The 18,396-nt window shown below is 65.4% G+C and carries 16 protein-coding genes; 12 read left to right on the forward strand and 4 right to left on the reverse strand.

All coding sequences use genetic code 11. The features are described from left to right. Window position 1 precedes the first annotated feature (1 nt). Entirely contained in the window at window positions 2-1,330 is a 1,329-nt protein-coding gene (locus ACFV4R_RS16640) for a flavin monoamine oxidase family protein (protein ID WP_377203417.1), read from the forward strand. Window positions 1,331-1,366: 36 nt separating this feature from the next. Here ACFV4R_RS16640 and ACFV4R_RS16645 read toward each other — a convergent pair whose 3' ends face one another. Beyond that, a complete protein-coding gene (locus ACFV4R_RS16645) occupies window positions 1,367-1,669 on the reverse strand; it encodes a DUF4193 domain-containing protein (protein WP_045732715.1) in 303 nt (100 codons plus the stop codon). Window positions 1,670-1,772: 103 nt separating this feature from the next. On the opposite strand from ACFV4R_RS16645, the gene ACFV4R_RS16650 reads away from it, so the two are divergent. From ACFV4R_RS16650 to ACFV4R_RS16675, 6 genes are all read left to right on the forward strand, one after another. Continuing rightward, window positions 1,773-2,447, forward strand: a complete 675-nt coding sequence (locus tag ACFV4R_RS16650; protein ID WP_377203416.1) for a haloacid dehalogenase type II — start codon at window positions 1,773-1,775, stop codon at window positions 2,445-2,447. Window positions 2,448-2,450: 3 nt separating this feature from the next. Then, a complete protein-coding gene (locus ACFV4R_RS16655) occupies window positions 2,451-3,422 on the forward strand; it encodes a D-2-hydroxyacid dehydrogenase (RefSeq protein ID WP_377203415.1) in 972 nt (323 codons plus the stop codon). Window positions 3,423-3,589: 167 nt separating this feature from the next. Next, on the forward strand, window positions 3,590-5,107 hold the full coding sequence (locus tag ACFV4R_RS16660) for an ABC transporter substrate-binding protein (RefSeq protein ID WP_377203508.1): 1,518 nt from the start codon (window positions 3,590-3,592) through the stop codon (window positions 5,105-5,107). 30 nt (window positions 5,108-5,137) lie between these two features. Then, window positions 5,138-6,079: an ABC transporter permease gene (locus ACFV4R_RS16665; RefSeq protein WP_377203414.1), complete on the forward strand. Its 942-nt coding sequence runs from the start codon at window positions 5,138-5,140 to the stop codon at window positions 6,077-6,079. Next, window positions 6,072-6,908: an ABC transporter permease gene (locus ACFV4R_RS16670; protein WP_377203413.1), complete on the forward strand. Its 837-nt coding sequence runs from the start codon at window positions 6,072-6,074 to the stop codon at window positions 6,906-6,908. The genes ACFV4R_RS16665 and ACFV4R_RS16670 overlap by 8 nt, the downstream gene beginning before the upstream one ends. Further along, entirely contained in the window at window positions 6,901-8,481 is a 1,581-nt protein-coding gene (locus tag ACFV4R_RS16675) for an ATP-binding cassette domain-containing protein (protein ID WP_377203412.1), read from the forward strand. The genes ACFV4R_RS16670 and ACFV4R_RS16675 overlap by 8 nt, the downstream gene beginning before the upstream one ends. Before the next feature lie 25 nt (window positions 8,482-8,506). On the opposite strand, the gene ACFV4R_RS16680 is transcribed toward ACFV4R_RS16675, so the two are convergent. From ACFV4R_RS16680 to ACFV4R_RS16690, 3 genes are all read right to left on the reverse strand, one after another. Next, window positions 8,507-9,265 (reverse strand): lytic transglycosylase domain-containing protein, encoded by a 759-nt coding sequence (locus ACFV4R_RS16680; RefSeq protein ID WP_377227118.1) that lies wholly within the window; start codon window positions 9,263-9,265, stop codon window positions 8,507-8,509. Window positions 9,266-9,714: 449 nt separating this feature from the next. Continuing rightward, the gene (locus ACFV4R_RS16685; RefSeq protein ID WP_377203410.1) at window positions 9,715-10,740 is read right to left on the reverse strand and encodes a LacI family DNA-binding transcriptional regulator; all 1,026 of its coding nucleotides are present in this window, start codon (window positions 10,738-10,740) and stop codon (window positions 9,715-9,717) included. 14 nt (window positions 10,741-10,754) lie between these two features. Continuing rightward, complete coding sequence (locus ACFV4R_RS16690; protein WP_377203409.1) at window positions 10,755-11,957, reverse strand: Gfo/Idh/MocA family protein; 1,203 nt, start codon at window positions 11,955-11,957, stop codon at window positions 10,755-10,757. Window positions 11,958-12,194: 237 nt separating this feature from the next. Here ACFV4R_RS16690 and ACFV4R_RS16695 point away from each other — a divergent pair, with 237 nt between their 5' ends. The 5 genes from ACFV4R_RS16695 to ACFV4R_RS16715 all read left to right on the forward strand — a co-directional run bounded on the left by ACFV4R_RS16695 (window position 12,195) and on the right by ACFV4R_RS16715 (window position 18,354). Further along, window positions 12,195-13,139 carry a carbohydrate ABC transporter permease gene (locus ACFV4R_RS16695; RefSeq protein WP_261620408.1) on the forward strand — a complete coding sequence of 315 codons (945 nt, stop codon included), beginning with the start codon at window positions 12,195-12,197 and terminating at the stop codon, window positions 13,137-13,139. 10 nt (window positions 13,140-13,149) lie between these two features. Next, window positions 13,150-14,076, forward strand: a complete 927-nt coding sequence (locus ACFV4R_RS16700; RefSeq protein WP_377203408.1) for a carbohydrate ABC transporter permease — start codon at window positions 13,150-13,152, stop codon at window positions 14,074-14,076. Window positions 14,077-14,149: 73 nt separating this feature from the next. Further along, the gene (locus tag ACFV4R_RS16705; RefSeq protein WP_377203407.1) at window positions 14,150-15,496 is read left to right on the forward strand and encodes an ABC transporter substrate-binding protein; all 1,347 of its coding nucleotides are present in this window, start codon (window positions 14,150-14,152) and stop codon (window positions 15,494-15,496) included. 152 nt (window positions 15,497-15,648) lie between these two features. Then, the gene (locus tag ACFV4R_RS16710) at window positions 15,649-17,862 is read left to right on the forward strand and encodes an alpha-galactosidase (protein WP_377203406.1); all 2,214 of its coding nucleotides are present in this window, start codon (window positions 15,649-15,651) and stop codon (window positions 17,860-17,862) included. 222 nt (window positions 17,863-18,084) lie between these two features. Beyond that, complete coding sequence (locus tag ACFV4R_RS16715) at window positions 18,085-18,354, forward strand: hypothetical protein (RefSeq protein ID WP_377203405.1); 270 nt, start codon at window positions 18,085-18,087, stop codon at window positions 18,352-18,354. The last annotated feature ends 42 nt before the right edge of the window (window positions 18,355-18,396 follow it).

The following is an 18,396-nucleotide window of genomic DNA, read 5'->3' on the forward strand; positions in this document are numbered from 1 at the left end:
ATTGCATGACGTAATCGTTGTTGGGGCCGGCGCCGCCGGGCTCGGCACTGCGTATTACCTCCGGGACTCGGGCTTGGACGTTCTGGTCCTTGAGGCCGGGCAGGACATCGGCGGCCGGTCCCACACTGTGCAGCTGGCCGGGACACCGGCAAATTCCGGGGCGATGTTCGTGTACAAGGGGACAAACACGGAAAAGCTTGTCCATGAGCTGGGCATCGAGACCTCTCCCTTCCTCCCCATGACGTACGGTATCCACGTCAACGGCAGGACCGTCGTGTCCCGGTCCAATGCGGACGTGGTGGCCGGCCTCAACCTCACCGAACCTGAAAAAACCGAGCTGATGAAGTTCATTGATGACTCCCTCACCGAGTACCAGGACTACGTCAGTGACCGGACCACCGCCAGCCAGCTCCACCGTCTTACGGACGAGACGGTGGCCGAAAGAATTGCCGGACTCCTGCCGGCTGTCCGCGACGTCATCGCCACGGCCATCCGGGGCGGCGCCGTGGGCGACCCCGCGAATCTGTCGGCAAAATACGCGATGCGCTACTTTGCCAGCTACCTGGCCAGGGAAAGGGACAACCGCCTTTACGCGGTAAAAGGAATGCAGGAGATTCCACGGGCAATGCTTCGCCAACTGCCCGCCGGCACGGTCCGGTGCGATGCGCGGGTAACGGGAGTGGCTTCGCTCCAGGACCGGGACGGTTACGCAGTGTCCGTTGCGGGCGGGGCCGGTGGGCAGGAACTGACTGCCAAACACGTGGTTCTGGCCGTGCCCGCCCCGGTGGTGCCCCACGTCGTCGGGAATTTGCCGGAATGGAAAGTGGCGGCACTGGACAGGGTGGCCTGCCCGGGAAGCACCACCCTGAACATTGTGGCCAACATAGAGGGTCTCCCCGAATTCCGGGACTGGGCTTTCGTGGTGACAGTCGGGATGCCATTCGACGCCATCATCAACCCCGTGCCGGGCGGCAGCCCGGAGGCCTTCGGGCAGGACATCCTCCAGCTCACCTGCTACGGCAATTCCTCGGGCTACCTGCCAGGCTTCGGCAACGATGAGGAAAGGATCGCCGAATGGACGGAGCACGTCTACACGGTGGCCCCTGAGCTCCGCGGCCGGGTAATCGGCGTGCATGCCCAAACCTGGCAACATTGCTTTGCCCTGCTCAGCCCGGAGCGGGCCGGAGCCCTACCCGAACTCCAGCGTTCCATCGGCTCAATGCATTTCGCCGGCGACTACACCTCGGAGACTGCCGGAACGCATGGAGCTTACGCCGAGGCGGAGCGGGTGGCGGCGCAGATCCGGGCTGCCCTGAAGCCTGATTGCTAGTGGCGCCAGGGCGGGCCAGGCCTGCTCACACTGCTTCTAACCCTCGCACTCACGGCAGTAAGCGTGGCCGTTGCTTTCGCGCGCCAGCTGGGAGCGGTGGCGGACCAGGAAGCAGGAATAGCAGGTGAATTCGTCAGCGCCCTGGGGGATGACCTGGACAGTCAGTTCCTCGGAGACGATTTCCCCGCCGGGGGTCAGCCCCTCATCCAGTGCGTCCGCCTCGTCCAACTGGGTGACCACGCTGCGGGCGTCGGGGGCGTTGGCGGATTGCAACGCCTCCAGGGAACGGTCCTGGGACTCCTTGACGTCGGAGCGGACCTCGTCATAATCGGTTGCCACGGATGCATCTCATTTCTCTCGCCGATTGCTCTCTTGACGTGTCTCCAACGTGCGCCGCTACTCCGTTGTTCCCGGACAGGTCAACGCACCTAGAGTTCAATCCATGGCTTTCACGAATTTCCGTCCGCAGTACATCTCCTTTGACTGCTACGGCACGCTGATCAACTTCCAGCTCGATGCAACCACCCGGCACCTCCTCTCGGGCCGGCTTGCAGAAGAGCAGTGGCCTGCCTTCAAGGCGATGTTCAGGGCCTACAGGTATGACCAGGTGTGCGGGGACTACTACGCTTACGAGCAGGTCCTGGAGGATGCTTTCAACAGGGTCTGCAGAAGGTGGGGCCTGGAACCCACCGAGGGGGCCGGGGCCCGGTTCGGCGACGCCGTCCGGGGTTGGGGGGCGCACGACGACGTCCCCCGGCCGCTGGAGATCATGGGCCGGAACTACCCGCTGGTCATCCTCTCCAACGCCGACCACAGCTTCCTCGACATCAGCGTTCCACGCCTCGGCGCGACGTTCCACGCGGTGTATTCCGCGGAACAGGCAGGGGCCTACAAGCCGAGGTACCAGGCCTTCGAGTTCATGCTTGACTCCCTGGCTGCCTCACCGGAGGACTTCCTGCACGTGTCCTCCCACACCCGGTACGACCTGATGCCAGCCCACGACCTCGGCTTCACCAACACCGTCTACTTCGACCGCGGCTACGACCCCCACAGTCCCGGTTACAACTACGCCACCATCCGGTCACTGGATGAGCTCAACGGAAAGCTGGGCCTGTAGCCCGTGCCCGGCCACCGCAAACGGCCGGTCGTCGCCGTCCTGTACCGGGAGGAGCTTCCGCCCCGCCTTCACGACATCGAAAAGTTGGCAGAAGTCCGTGCCGTGACCGCGAATGGACTGGCAGATGCCTTGACGGGAGCCGACGTCCTGTACCAGTGGTACTCGTTCTCGCCGGCGTTGCGGGACAACTGGCAGGCAGCCTCCTCTCTGCAGTGGATTCACGTTTCCGCCGCCGGTGTTGACCAGCTGCTGTTCGACGAACTGGTCCGCAGCGACGTTACCTATACAAATTCCAGGGGCGTGCTCAGCCGCGCCATTGCAGAATTTACCCTGGGTTTCGTCCTGGACATCGCCAAGGACGCGCAGGGTTCGTTCCTGCTGCAACAGCACCAGCTATGGCAGCACCGCGTCACCCGGAAGATCCAGGGCCGGCGTGTGCTGGTGGTGGGTACCGGCTCCATCGGCCGCGAGATCGCGCGACTGTTATGCGCCGTGGGAATGGACGTGAGCGGAGCCGGGCGCAGCAGCCGGCCCGGGGATTCGGACTTCACTGACATCCACAGCTCAGGAAACCTGGCAGGCGTGGTGGGCAGCTTCGACTTCGTGGTGCTTGCCGCTCCCTTGACCCCGGCCACCCGCGGAATGATCGGCACGGAGGTACTTGCCGCGATGAAACCTTCGGCCCATGTCATCAACGTCGGGAGGGGCGAACTTATCCAGACCGACGCCCTGGTACACGCTCTCACCAGCGGAGGCATCGCCGGGGCTGCCCTCGACGTGGTCCATCCGGAGCCCCTTCCCCCGGGGCATCCCCTGTGGAACATGCGGAACGTGACCCTCACGCCCCATATGAGCGGTGACACCGAGGCTTACCTGGAGGATCTGGCCGAACTGTTCGTCCGCAACCTGCAGCGGTTCGTCCAGGGCGACCCCCTGATGAATGTGGTGGACAAATCGCTGGGCTTCGTTCCCTGACGGGTTTGCGGCCGCGGAACGTCAGCCGTGTTACTCCCCATCCCGGACCCCGGTTTCCCACCGGGCAAAAGGTTAGGCTAACCTAAACCGTCTTCGTTTCTTCTGCCCAACCCGTTCGGGCACTTCTTCAGGCGGTCCCAGTGCGCAAACTCGGCCAACTTTCAGCGATGGGGCTTGCCGCCCTCACGGCCCTCACAGGCTGCGGACTCAGCGGCGGCGGGACAGGTGCCGCCAGCAAGGTGGCCGACACCAACCAGCGGATCGTCGTCGACAATTTCCGGGCGCCCGTGGCGAACTGGGCCCTTGAATCGGATGCCGCGTACATCCTGTCCCTCTCGGGCTGCCTTGAAACCCTGACGAAGTACGACTCCGCCCAGGGGAAGGTTGTTCCCTTCCTGGCCACGGAGTGGAAGCAGGCTTCGCCGCTGGAATGGGACTTCACCATCCGCGACGGGGTCAAGTTCCAGGACGGCACGGACCTCACCGCCGAATCGGTGGCGGCGTCCCTCACGTCCGTCCTCAACGCCAAAGTACCCGCCCGTGCGTTCAGCCCCAGCATTGTCAGCAAGGTAGAAGCCAAAGACGCCAACACTGTTCGGGTCACCACCCCCTCGGAGAGTCCGCTGGTGCCGTTCAGGCTGGCGAGTGTCAACACCGGCATCCTTGCTCCCGCTGCCTATCAGGGCGCCACCGTGGATCCGTTCGGGCACTGCACCGGCCCGTTTACTCCGGTATCCGAGAAAGCAAAGCAGTCCCTCACGCTTGACCGCAACGGGAACTACTGGGGCGGGGACGTCCAGCTGGCCGGCGCTGAAGTACGGTTCATCACCAACGGCGCCACCCGGGCCACCCAGGTCCAGACCGGTGAGGCGGACATCGCCCTCTCCATTCCGGCGTCAGCTCTGTCCTCCCTGGAGAGCGCCCCTGAAGTTTCGGTCCTCAAGGCGGACTCCCCGCGCACTGCCACGCTCTACATGAACAACGGCCGTGCCCCTTTCAACAACGTTGACTTCCGCAAGGCACTCCGCTCCGCCCTGGACCTTGGGGCGCTGGCTGCCAGCGTCTACGAGGGCGCCGCACTGCCCGCAGCTGGCCCCTTCGCACCCTCCGAGCCTTGGACGGGTTCGGCCACCGCACCACAGCAGAATGTAGATGAAGCCAAGAAACTGCTTGAGTCGGCGGGGTACACGGCAGACAGGCCGCTGGAGATCATCGCCATCGTTGAACGGGCCGAATTCGCGGACGTCGCCACCGTCATCCAGGACAACCTCAAAGCGATCGGCGTCCCGGTCAGCATCCAGGCCAAGGAATACGCTTCCGCTGAGCCGGACGTCCTGGCCGGGAACTACGACATGATCCTCAGCCAGCGGAACCGGCTGATCGACATCGCCGATCCCATTGGCTTCCTCACCGCCGACTACACCTGCAAAGGCACCTACAACCTGAGCCACTTCTGCAACCAGGACTATGACGAGGTCATCGCGCAGGCGGCCCGGACGTCCAGCACCGAAGACCGCTACAAGCTGTACGCGAAAGCCGGCGAAATCCTGGACGCAGAAGCCGTCAACCTCTGGCTGGTCAACGAGCAGGCAACGGATGCCCTGCGCAGCAGCGTCCTGAACTACGTGCAGGATCCCCTGTCCCGGTACGTGCTGACGGCCCAGACGGCTAAGTCCGGGTCCTAAGGACCGGTCCAAGACCTTCGGACCAGGAGCATGCTCACCTTTCTCGCGAAGCGGACGGCGACCCTCGTGGCCGCCGTCCTGCTGTCGTCCTACGCCGTCTTCCTCATCCCCTACGTGACGCCGGGCGATCCCGTCCGGAAGATCATCCGTTCCCGCGTCGCCGGGGACGTGGTGGATGATTCCACCGTCAAGGCCCTGAGTGAAAGCCTGGGACTCCAGGACCCGTTGCCCATCCAGTACCTTCGGTGGCTCGGCGACTTCTTCACCGGCGACATGGGCCTGTCCCACGTCAGCCGCACACCCGTGGCGGACCAGGTCATCCCCGCGCTGGGAATCACCCTCAGCCTGGTGATCGTTGCCCTGGGCACCGCCGTCCTGGTCTCGCTGCCGCTGGGCATCATCGCAGCGCTCAGGCAGGGCGGCAAGGTGGACAAGCTGATCACCACCATCACGCAATCCTTTATTGCCATGCCCGAGTACTGGCTGGCGCCGCTCCTGGTCCTGGTCTTCGCCCTGAAGCTTTCGCTGCTTCCGTCGGCAGGGTGGAGTACGCCCGCCTCGATGGTGTTGCCGGCAGCCACACTGGCCCTGAGGCCCATCAGTTTCTTCACCTCGGCCGTCCGCTCCGGGGTGATCGACGCCCTTGAAGCCGAACACATTCCGGCCGCCAGGGCACGCGGCCTGAGCCGGACGCAGACCATCCTCCACCACGTGGTGCCCAATGGTCTTGTCCCGCTGTCCACGCTCTTTGCCGTCTGGTTTGCCGGGCTCCTGGGCGGTTCGGTCATCGTTGAGGTCATCTTCGCCATCCCGGGCATGGGCCGGTTGCTTTACGACGCCGTCATCAACAGCGACATCCCGCTGGCGCAGGGCGGCGTGGTGGTCGTGGTGGGACTCGCCGTGGCCATCACCACCCTCGCCGATTTCCTGCATCGGACCCTCAGCCCCAAGGTGGGAGGCACCCTTGCGTAAATGGCCGGCAATCGACGCTGCCGCCGTCGTAATCCTCATCCTCTCGGTAGCCGCCATAGCGGCGGCCCCCTGGCTGGCACCCTTTCCCCCTGACGAGCAGAATCTCTCCGCCCGCCTGGCAGCTCCGGGAGGCGCGCACCTGCTTGGTACTGACCATCTGGGGCGCGACACCCTGAGCAGGCTGCTCGACGGCGGGCGCTTCTCCATGCTGGTGGCGGCGCTGGCCACGGTCCTCACCGGAGTCATCGGACTGTCCATCGGCATCCTCAGCGCCCGGCGCAAAGGCTGGCTGGATGAGTTCTTTACCCGCACCAACGATGTCCTGCTTGCCCTTCCCGAAATGGTGGTGGCGCTCTTCATCGTGGCTGCCATGGGTACGGGCTTCACCTCGTTGCTGGTTGCCCTGACAGTGACCGGATGGACGCCGTTCGCCCGGCTTGCCCGCACCCTGGCCTACGACGTGTCGGCACGGGGATTCGTGGAGGCGGCGCGCGTGGTGGGGTGCCCGCCGTCGTTCATTATCTTCCGCCATGTCCTCCCCCATCTGGCCGCTCCCATGCTGGGGCAGGCAACGCTTCGGTTCGGGCAGCTGCTCATCAGCGTGGGCGCACTGTCCTACCTGGGGCTTGGGGTGCAGCCGCCCCAATCCGACTGGGGCTCCATGCTGGCAGCGGCGCAGCCATACGCGGAAAGGGCCCCGTGGGGAATCCTGGCGCCCGGCCTCGCCATCTTCGTCATCGCTTTGTGCGTCACCCTCATCGGGCAGCGCGCGGCCCGCCGGGCAGCGGATCCGATCGACGCAATCGTGACGGAGGGCCAGCATGCCTGAGCTTGTCATCGAGAACCTGTCAGTGGGCGGCCCCGGACAGACGGTGCTGTCCGGGGTCAGCCTGACGGTCCGGCCAGGTGAGTTCGTGGCGCTGGTGGGCGGCTCGGGCTCCGGCAAGACCATGACGGCCCGGTCAGTGCTGCAGCTGCTGCCTCCGGCCTTGGGCGTGCAGCAGGGCTCCGTCCGATTGGGCGGGCAGGAGCTTACGACGGCGTCCGAGACTGAGCTGAACCGCGTCCGCGGCGGCCGGTTGGGAATGCTCTTCCAGCAGCCCAAGAAGATGTTCAACCCGAACAGGACCATCCGCAAGCATCTCCTGGAGCCCCTGAAGCTCCATGGCGGACTTCGCGGCCGGGCGGCCGACGCAAAAGTGCTGGACCTCCTGGCCGAGGTCGGCTTCGAAAACCCGGAGTGGGGCGCCCGCGCCTACCCCCACCAGCTCTCGGGCGGCATGGCCCAGAGGGCCATGACAGCCATGGCCCTGGCGGGCCAGCCGGAGATCCTCCTGGCCGATGAGCCGACGTCTGCCCTGGACAAAGTCCTGGAGCAGCAGGTCCTGGAACTGCTTGACCGGGAAAGGATCCAGCGCGGACTGGGAATCCTCTACATCACCCATAACCTGGCCTCCGTGGCGGCGTTCGCGGACAGGGTGATGGTGATGCAGGACGGGAAGATCGTGGAATCCGGAACCACGGAGTCCGTCCTGCGAACCCCGCAGACCGGCTATGCCCGGAAACTCCTGGAGGCATCCAGCCTGGCACCATCCGGCACATTGGACACCGTCGGCGGACAACCCGAAGTGCTGACCCTGGCCAATGTCTGCAAACAATTTGGTTCCGGGCGGCGCCGGGCGCGACCGGCCTTGGATGATGTCTCCCTCACCCTGAAACGCGGCGAGATTCTTGGCGTGCTGGGCCAGTCGGGCTCTGGGAAGAGCACCCTGGCCCGGGCCATTGTGGGGCTGGAGACCATCAGTGGTGGGACCATGACCCGGACATTGTCGCCCGGAGGCGGCGAAGCACCAACAGCCGTTCAAATGGTGTTCCAGGAACCGCATGACTCCTTCGACCCGCGGATGACCCTCCGGGCAAGCCTGGAGGCGCCCCTGCGGCGCGGGCTTGATCCCGTGGAGCGCAGCCGGCGGCTTGGCCAGGCAATGGAGGACGTAGAACTTGATCCGGCGTTCCTGGACCGGCGCCCCGGGGAGTGCTCAGGCGGGCAGTTGCAGCGCGTCACGATCGCGCGGGCCCTGCTGATGGAGCCAGAGGTGCTCATCTGCGACGAAGCCACCTCGGCGCTGGACGCACTGACCCAGCGGACCATCCTGGACCTACTGCAGCGGCTCAACAGCAAACGGGGGCTGTCCCTGATGGTCATTACCCACGACATGGACGTGGTGCGGCACATGTGCCAGCGGGTGGCAGTCCTCTACCAGGGGCGCCTCGTGGAACTCACCGACACCCACCGCTTCTTCGCCGACCCCCAGCATCAGCACAGCCAGGACCTCGTATCCGCCGCCATCCCCTGCCGCGGACTACACCTGAAGCGGATGCGGGCGGCGGCATCCGCCTGACCCGTGCCGCGAATGGTGTCCCGGCCTAATCCTTCAGGGTGGCGGTCACCGTTGCGTAGGTAACCGCCTTGTCCTTGACCTGGCGGATGTAGGCATCGGACTGGTTGTACGAGTAAATGGCCTGCGTCCACCCTTGGGAGGTTCGAAGGTCGCGGCCGTGAAGGCAGAGATAAGTGGCAGCACTGAGGGCGGCGTCGTCGATATTGAAGGGGTCCGCTGTTCCATCGCCGTTGCCGTCACGACCCACCAGGCGCCAGGTCGAGGGTATGAACTGCATGGGTCCGACGGCCCGGTCCCACCGGGCATCTCCGTCCACTGCTCCGCCATCGGTATCCGGAATGGCGGCGAATCCTTCGCCGTCGAGCCTTGGGCCCACAATGGCACCGCTGGCCTGCCCTTCCGTGTCCAGGCTGCCGCCGCCGTGGGTCCCGTGCCCCGATTCCACGGAGCCGATCGCCGCCAGCGTGTTCCAGCCGATCCCGCAGGCCGGGGAAGATCCGCTGGCAGAGGCGGCTGCGGCCACGTAGGCGCGCAGGGCCCGGGCAGGGATGCCGGTCTGCGCGGCTGCATCCATAAGCCATTGGGCATCCGGGCTGGCCGTGACGTTCACGGCCGTTGCCATGCCGGTACGCCCGGCATCGAGTTTCACGCCCGCCAAAGGCGGCGGTGGAAGGACTTGTCCGGTGTCCTCCGCACCGGGCTGCCCGGCAACCCAGAAGGAAAATGCGGCGCCCACGCAGATCAGGAACAGGCAGAGAACCACATAACGTCGAATACGGAGCACTGACTAATCAAACCATCAACACCGGCAGGCAATTCATCTGTACATATCACTGGCGTCACCGTGGCTTGAGGGCGTTGGGTGGGGTATCTTGTTGCTACTCGTGGTTGAGCAGCCAGCCCGCACAGTGCGTGCAAGGGAGCCCCCGTGAGTTCTAGGCCAACCATCAATGGACCAGCGATTCACGACGCTCCCCTCCGTAGCTTTGCCCTGGAAACGGGCTAAAGACCACCTGTTGCACCGAGGAAGCGGTAACAGGTGAGGGTGGCCCAATGCAGTACCGGCCCCCGCCGTGGGCCGGTACCAAAATTGGGGGCCGGCCCACGGTCCACCCGCAAAGGACTCTGTCCGGAACAGGAGGGCACGACGGCGGCGGAAGCGTTCGCTGCCGCGCTCCAGTTTTCGGTGGCGTCGGGCCAGGCGTCCCCGGGCCCGTGCCCGCCGCTGCGGGATCATTCCCGGCGGCAGCCGCAGGATTGGCGGACCTGGAGGTCGGCGGGGAAGATGAGGTGTTCGGGGGTGTTGCCCCGGCCGGTGCCGATCAGGGCGTTGACCGCGGCCTCGGCCATGGCCTGTGCCGGTTGCCTGACCGTGGTCAGGGGCGGCCAGCTGTACTCCGCTTCCGCCGACCCGTCGAAGGACGCCAACGCCATATCCTCCGGCACGGACAGGCCCGCCTCATGCAGCGCCCGCAGAATCCCCACCGCCTGCAGGTCAGACGTCGCAAAAATAGCCGTAGGCCGCTCCGCCCCGGCCAACAGGCGCTTGCCCGCAGCGTACCCGCCCTCCCGCGTGAACGGCGTCCGCACAATCGGCCCCTCCGGCAGGCCCGCCCCGGCCAGGGCCTGCAACCAGCCCTCCTCACGGCCGTCATAGTAATTGCCCGTGTTCGTCCCCATCGCCAACGCGATGCTGGTGTGCCCGTGACCGATCAGGTGCTCCACGGCAGCCCGCGCACCGGCCACCAGATCCACCCCCACACTGTTGAACCCCGGCGCCTCGGCACTGTGGTTCAACAACACCACCGGGACCTCCGCCGACTCAAAGTCCGCCGCCCCGGGTTCCATCAGCACACTCGAGACGATGACACCATCCACCTGCCGCGCCGCCAGGTTACGGACGTTCCGGCGCTCCTTGGCCACATTCCCGTCCGAATTGGTCAGCACCAGGGCATACCCCAACTCGGCCGCGGCCTCTTCCACCGCGTGGGCCAGCAACGAAAAGAACGGATTGCTGTTATCCGGAATGACCAGCCCGATGGTCTCACTCGAGCCCAGCTTCAACGCCCGCGCCGCAGCATTGGGCCGGTACCCCAACCGCCGGATAGCATCCTGGACCTTCGCCTCAGTAGCCGGCGCCACCCGCTTCGGACCACCATTAACCACATAACTCACCACGGCAGTACTGACCCCGGCAAACCGCGCAACATCCTTACGCGTCACAGGCCCCCGAGGCCCCGGCACAGCCGACATGGTCATGGGATACGCGCTTACTACGGGTTGGCCGGGGCGTCGCCGAAGTCGTGGATGGGGAGCCGCGCCCCGTTCTGTTGCGCCGAGGCGTGGGCGACGATGCCGGGAAGGGTGAAGCGTGCTGCTACCCAGGCGTTGACCGGGGGCAAAGTTCCTTCGTTGACGGCGGTGACGAAGTCGTCCACCAGGAAGTGGTGGCTGCCCTCGTGTCCGTTGGGGGCGCCGCGGAACTCTTCAGGCAGCCGGCCCGCGTCGTGCACCGGGGCGAGCCCTGATACGAACGCGTCCCGCAGTTCGGGTGCCACGTTGGCCAAGGACGGGTCGTCCAGCGGAATGCTGGGCCGCGTCTCCATCTGCTCCGAAATGTCGTGGACGTTCTTCTTGTCCTGCCACACCGTGACTTTGGCGAGCTGTTCGAAGCTGGCCTCGGTTCCGAAGAAGCGGAACCGGGATTCCCGGATGTGGGAGGGGTAGCCCACGCGGCGCATTTCGTTGGTGCGCATCACGCCGCCGTCGTTCAGTTCAAAGAGAGCCGTGGCGTTGGAGAAGTCGTTGCCGAACATGCTGACGTCCTTGTCGAAGACGCCGTCATTGCGGTCGTCCTGGACGCCGAAGCAGCTGACACTGACGGCATGCGACGGGAGGGCACCGAGGACGCCGCCGATGGCATGCGTGGGGTACAGCATGGGCGGGTAGCTGGCCGTCTCCTTCCAGCGGTCGCCGCCGCTGTACTGGTAGGCGTCGTAGAAGCCCAGGTCCATGTCATGGACGTAGTCGCCCTCCGAGTAGAAGATCCGCCCAAACTTGCCTGCAGCGTGCTGTTCGCGGGCGTAAACGGTGGCGGGGTTGTAATAGCTGGTCTCCCCCATCATGTACACCAGGCCGGTTTCACGGACGGCCTCGATGATGCGGGCGATTTCTGCTTCAGTCACCGCCATGGGCACGGCCGAGTAGACATGCTTGCCCGCGCGGAGTGCCTGTTCAACCAGCGGACCGTGGGTCCAGCGCTGGGTGAAGATGGCCACGGCGTCAACATCGGAGGCCAGGAGGGCCTCGAAATCCGGCTTCACGCCGGCGAGGTCATAGCGGTCCACCGCTTCTGCAGCGCGTTCCGGGCGCTCGTCCACCACGTACACCTCCTTGACGCCGGGGTGGAGGTTGAACAGGTGGGCAAACTGGCCGCCGAACTGGCCGGCGCCAACGATGCCGATTGAGAACGTCATTGTTTTCCTTCTGTGTGGAAGTGGATGTGCGCCGGTGGCGGCGCACCAGCAGGAATCCGGTAAGCGTTTCCCGCCCTGCCAGTGCAGGAATCTGGAGGTTCTACTCGAGTCAACAACTCTGCGCCACAAAAATCAAGCCGTTTTGGGGCTGAAATTAATCTCTTGCCTCACTTCATCTACTCGTGTAGATTGCTGCGCAGGTTGTTAGGCGCATCACACAATCAGGAAGGGTCGAAGATGACCACCCTTACCAGGAACCCCCGTTCGCGGGAGCAAAACCCCAAGCGAACACTGCTCAACCGGAAGCTGCCCGGCACCCGCAGCGACGTCAGGATTGCACTGTTCTTCATCGCACCGGCCATGATCGGATTCGTCCTCTTCTACCTGGTGCCCACCATCCGCGGGATCTACCTCAGCTTCACGGAATACAACATCCTCGGAGACCCGGAATGGATCGGGCTGGAAAACTACCAGGCGATCGCCAAGGATCCCCTGTTTTGGAACTCACTGGCTGTCACCGGCCAGTACGTCATCCTGAACATCGCGCTGCAGACGTCACTGGCACTGGGGCTGGCGCTGCTCATGCACCAGGTGGCCAAATCCACCATCATCCGGGGAGCTCTGCTGCTTCCCTACCTGATGTCCAACGTCATTGCCGCCCTGCTGTGGTTCTGGATGCTGGACTACCAGATCGGCGTGGTGAACCAGTTCATCGAGTGGGCCGGCCTGCCCCGGGCCGCCTTCTTCGGCAGCGAGGAATGGGCCATCCCCACCCAGGCACTGATTAACACCTGGCGGCACATGGGCTACACCGCGCTGCTGATCTTCGCCGGCCTGCAGTCCATCCCCGGCCACGTCTACGAGGTGGCCAAGCTGGACGGTGCGTCTGCATGGCAGACCTTCAGCAAGATCACCATCCCGCTGCTGCGTCCGGTCCTGGTACTGGTCCTGGTGGTCACCGTTATCGGTTCATTCCAGGTCTTCGACACCGTCGCGGTGACCACAGGCGGCGGCCCGGTGAACGCCACCCGCGTCATCCAGTACTACATCTACCAGCGCGCCTTCACGGAGTCGGACTTCGGCTACGGATCGGCCATCGCCGTCATTCTCTTCCTCATCCTCGCCCTGGTGGCCTTCATCCAGATGAAGTTCCTCAAGGGCAACGAGTCGGACCTGGACTAAGGAGTCCTCCATGACCACCACCGCAAGCCGCGCGCCACTGGCCAAGCCGGCCAGCCGCCGTCGTCCGTTCAACCCTCGCCGCGCCGGCGCCTGGGCCCTGCTGATCCTGGCCATCGCCGTCTCCGTCCTTCCCTTCCTCTGGGTGCTGCGGACCGCGCTGTCCACCAACAACGCGCTGGCCACCAACGCCAGCAGCCTCCTCCCGGCCGAGTTCACCTTCGGCGCCTTCAAGCGGGTCTTCGGCCTGCAGACTCCCGCGGAAGCCGTTGCCGAAGGTGGCTCGGGCGCAGCCATCGATTTCTGGATCTACCTGCGCAACTCCGTTGTCTTCTCCTCCATCACCACCGCCGGGGCCGTGTTCTTCAGCGCCATGGCCGCCTACGCTTTCGCCCGGCTCCGCTGGAAGGGCCGGAACGCCGTCTTCAGCCTCTTCCTCGGCACCATGCTGGTTCCGCCGATCTTCACGGCACTGCCCAACTTCCTGCTGATCAAGAACCTGGACCTGCTGAACACCATGCTCGGAATGGTGCTCCCCTATCTGTTCATGACCCCGTTCGCCATCTTCTTCCTCCGCCAGTTCTTCCTGAACATGTCCCGGGAGGTAGAGGAAGCGGCCATGCTCGACGGCGCCAAGCACCTCCGCATCTTCTTCCAGATTGTCCTGCCCAACGCCGCAGCCCCCATCGCCACCCTCGCCCTGCTCACCTTCATCGGCCAGTGGAACGAGTACTTCTGGCCGCTGCTGGTCGGCTCCCAGGATGACGTCCGCGTGCTCCAGGTGGGGCTCGGCGTCTTCAAATCGCAGTCCCCGCAGGGCGCACCGGACTGGTCCGGCCTGATGGCCGCCACCCTCGTCTCGGCCCTGCCGGTCCTGATCCTTTTCGCCGCCTTCGGCAAGAAGATCGTCAACTCCATCGGCTTCTCCGGCATCAAGTAGACCCACTCTTTCCTCCTGCAACCTCGCGCAGGCCATGGCGGCCTGCCCGAAAACATCCCTGAAAGGACCTCCCATGAAGAAAATGAAAGCAACCGGCGCCCTTGCTGCGGCCGCCGCAGCAGTCCTCGCTCTCTCCGCCTGCGGCAGCGGCGGCGGTTCAGCCGAAGCCGGCAAGGGCGAAATCAGCTACTGGCTCTGGGACGCCAACCAGCTCCCCGCCTACCAGCAGTGCGCCGACGACTTCACGAAGGCAAACCCGGACATCACCGTCAAGATCACCCAGCGCGGCTGGGACGACTACTGGAGCACCCTCACCAACGGCTTCGTGGGCGGCACCGCACCGGATGTCTTCACGAACCACCTGGGCCGGTACGGCGAGCTCGCCGAGAACAAGCAGCTGCTGGCCATCGATAACGCAGTGGCCAAGGACAAGGTGGACCTGTCCGCCTACAACGAAGGCCTCGCGGACCTCTGGGTTGGCCAGGACGGCAAGCGGTACGGCCTGCCCAAGGACTGGGACACCATCGGCCTGTTCTACAACAAGGACATGCTCTCCGCCGCCGGCATTTCCGAGGACCAGATGAAGGACCTCACCTGGAATCCCGAGGACGGCGGCACCTACGAGAAGGTCATCGCCCACCTCACCGTGGACAAGAGCGGCAAGCGCGGCGACGAGCCCGGGTTCGACAAGAACAACGTCCAGGTCTACGGCCTGGGCCTGAACGGCGGCGGCGACTCCTCCGGCCAGACCGAGTGGAGCTACCTCACGAACACCACCGGCTGGTCCCACACGGACAAGAACCCGTGGGGCACCCACTACAACTATGACGATCCGAAGTTCCAGGACAGCATGCAGTGGTTCGCGGGCCTGGCAGACAAGGGCTACATGCCCAAGCTCGAAACCACCGTCGGCGCCAGCATGGCTGACATCTTCGCCGCCGGCAAGTCTGCCATCAACGCCCACGGTTCGTGGATGATCGGCCAGTACACCGGATACAAGGGCATCCAGGTGGGCATTGCTCCCACTCCGGTGGGCCCCGAAGGCAAGCGCGCCTCCATGTTCAACGGTCTGGCCGACTCCATCTGGGCCGGCACCAAGAAGAAGGACGCCTCCATCAAGTGGGTTGAATACCTGGCTTCCTCCTCCTGCCAGGACGTCGTTGCGTCAAAGGCCGTGGTCTTCCCCGCACTGAAGGCTTCCTCGGACAAGGCCGCCGCAGCGTTCCAGGCCAAGGGCGTGGATGTCACCGCGTTCACCGAGCACGTGAAGAACAAGACCACGTTCCTGTACCCGATCACGGACAACACCGCCAAGGTCAAGGGCATCATGGAACCGGCCATGGACGCCGTAGTGTCCGGCAAGGCGCCGGTCAGTTCGCTGACGGCCGCCAACGAACAGGTCAATGCGCTGTTCAAGTAACCCCTGAAAACGTGGCTGCGTTTGTGGTCGCAGCCACCCGGCCGGGTCCCGCCGTCCTCCTCCTCGCGGCGGCGGCACCCGGCCACCCCCTTCCCTGGCATTCCCGTTTTGCGTAACTTAAGACGCACCCCTGAACACCGAAAGAGACCATCATGGATCCCCTGCACCTCCGTTCCGCCGGCACCAGCCTGCTGATCAGCTTCGACAGCGGGGAGGCCGAGGTCATTCACTGGGGCGCGGACCTGGGTGCAGTACTTCCAGACCTCGCGGTCCTCACCACGCCTGTGGGAAATTCCTCCGTGGACGCCCGCGTCCCGGCCGCGCTCCTCCCCCAGGCTTCCTCGTCCTGGCGGGGCCGCCCTGCCCTCCGCGGCAACCGGATCACCGACGGCGCTCCTGGCCTGGACTTCTCCTCCCGCCTCCGCGTCACCGCGGTGGACACCGCTGTCGCCGGGCAGGCCACCATCGTCCAGGCCGACGCCGACACCGGCATCAGCGTGGCCACCTCCCTCACGCTGCACCCCGGCGGATTGCTGGAACTGCGGCACACCCTCACCAACAACGGCACCACCCCTTTCCAGGTGGACGAACTGGCCACCGTGCTCCCGGTGGCGCCGGACGCCGTCGAACTCCTCGACCTCACCGGACGCTGGTGCCGCGAACGCCACCCGCAGCGGCGACCCATCCAGCAGGGCACGTGGGTCCGCTCCGGGCGGCACGGCCGCACCGGCCACGATTCCTCTCTCCTCTTCGCCGCCGGCACCCAAAGTTTCGGCAACCGGCACGGCAAGGTCTGGGCCACCCACCTGGCCTGGAGCGGCAACCACGAACAGTTCGCGGACACCATCGGCGACGGACGGACCATGATCGGCGGCTCGGAACTGCTGGGCTCCGCCGAGGTCATCCTCGCGGCGGGCGGCAGCTACAGCACACCCGCCCTGTTTGCCGCCTATTCGGACCGCGGCCTGGACGGCATCACCGAGGCCTTCTACAGCTGGTTCCGGTCCCGCCCCCACCACATCCTTCCTGCCGCTGCGGCCGGCGCTCCCGCCGCGAAGCCGCGCCCCGCCGCGAAGCCGCGCCCGGTAGTGCTGAACACCTGGGAGGCCGTGTACTTCAACCACGACCTCGACACCCTGATCGAGCTTGCCGATTCCGCCGCAGACCTCGGCGTGGAGCGCTTCGTGCTCGACGACGGCTGGTTCCGCGGCCGCCGCGACGACCACGCGGGCCTGGGCGACTGGTACGTGGACGAAACCCTCTGGCCGGACGGGCTGACGCCGCTGATCGATGCTGTCACCTCGCGCGGAATGGAGTTCGGGCTGTGGGTGGAACCGGAGATGGTCAACCTGGACTCTGATGTTGCCCGGGCACACCCGGACTGGATTTCGGGCCCGTCGGCGGTAGCCCACAAAGACGGCGGCCGGCTGCCTCTCGAGTGGCGCAACCAGCACGTCATCGACCTCGTCAACCCGGAGGCCTGGCAGTACGTCTTCGACCGGATTTCGGCACTCCTGGCTGAGAACAACATCAGCTACCTCAAGTGGGACCAGAACCGGGACATCGTTGAACAGGGCCATGCCGGCCGCGCGTCCGTCCACGAACAGACCCTCGCCGCCTACCGGCTGTTCGACGAGCTCCGCAAGGCCCATCCCGGCGTCGAAATTGAAAGCTGCTCCTCCGGCGGCGGACGCGTTGACTTGGGAATCCTGGAGCGGACCGGACGTGTCTGGGCATCGGACTGCAACGACGCCCTGGAACGGCAGACCATCCAGCGCTGGACCGGCGCCGTGGTTCCGCCGGAGCTCGTGGGCAGCCACATCGGCCCCACCACTTCGCACACCACCGCGCGCACGCATGACCTGTCCTTCCGTGCCATCACGGCCTTCTTCGGCCACTTCGGCATGGAATGGGACGTCCGCGGCGTCCAGGGTGCCGAGCGGGAAGAGCTGCGGCGCGTCGTCGGGCTCTACAAGGAGCACCGGGGCCTGATCCACAGCGGCCGCCCGGTCCACGCGGACATCCCTGATGAGGCATACCAGATCCACGGCGTGGCCGCGGCGGAACCCGCTGCGGAAGGTACGACGGCGGCGCTGTTCGCCTTCGTCTGTGCCCGCACCTCGGGTGCCGAGCAGCCGGGAAGGATGGGGCTGCCCGGCCTCGACCCGGACCGGACCTACCGGGTGGACCCCATCTTCCCGGCCCCCGGCGACAGCGACTACGGGCACACCTTTACCCAGGTGCAGCCGCCGGCCTGGCTCACGGACGGCGCAACAGCCAGCGGCCAGTTCCTCGGCGAGGTGGGCCTGCCCATGCCAATGCTCAATCCGGAACACGCCCTGCTCATCAAGGTCACTGCCCTCTAAGCACTAACAACCCACTGCACGTATGGCCCGGCGGAACTTCCGCCGGGCCATACGTGTATGGCACGAAATCTTTAGCCGGAGCGACCGCGCCGGAACCCCGGCTCCGAGGGGTTTCATGCGATGGCATGGCGCTGCCGCCCATCCGGTCCTCCGTCAGGTCCGAATGCCCTTATGACACCTGAACGAGTGTGGAATCTGTTTTATACCTGACTGGAGATGATCGTGAACCAGAGTGCCAAGACCATTACCCGTACCGCCGCCGCTTCCCTGCTGGCCCTGACCGGTTTCGCCGCAACCACCCTCCCCGCACAGGCCGCCACGGCGTCCGGCCCCGTCGCTGAAGTCACCCAGCAGTCCAGCGGCTCACCGCTCCTTGGCAACATCCTCTCCGGGGGAATCCTGAACGGTGGCGTCATCAACGGACCCGTGGTGGACGGCCCACTGGTAGACCTGGGCGGCACCGGCCCCTTCCAGTTCGGCCAGTTCCAGTAACCTTCCCCGCCTGACCAACCGCTGCCCCGGCTTCCCCGCCGG

The organism is Pseudarthrobacter sp. NPDC059871 (assembly GCF_042731175.1).
Taxonomy (GTDB): Bacteria; Actinomycetota; Actinomycetes; order Actinomycetales; family Micrococcaceae; genus Arthrobacter.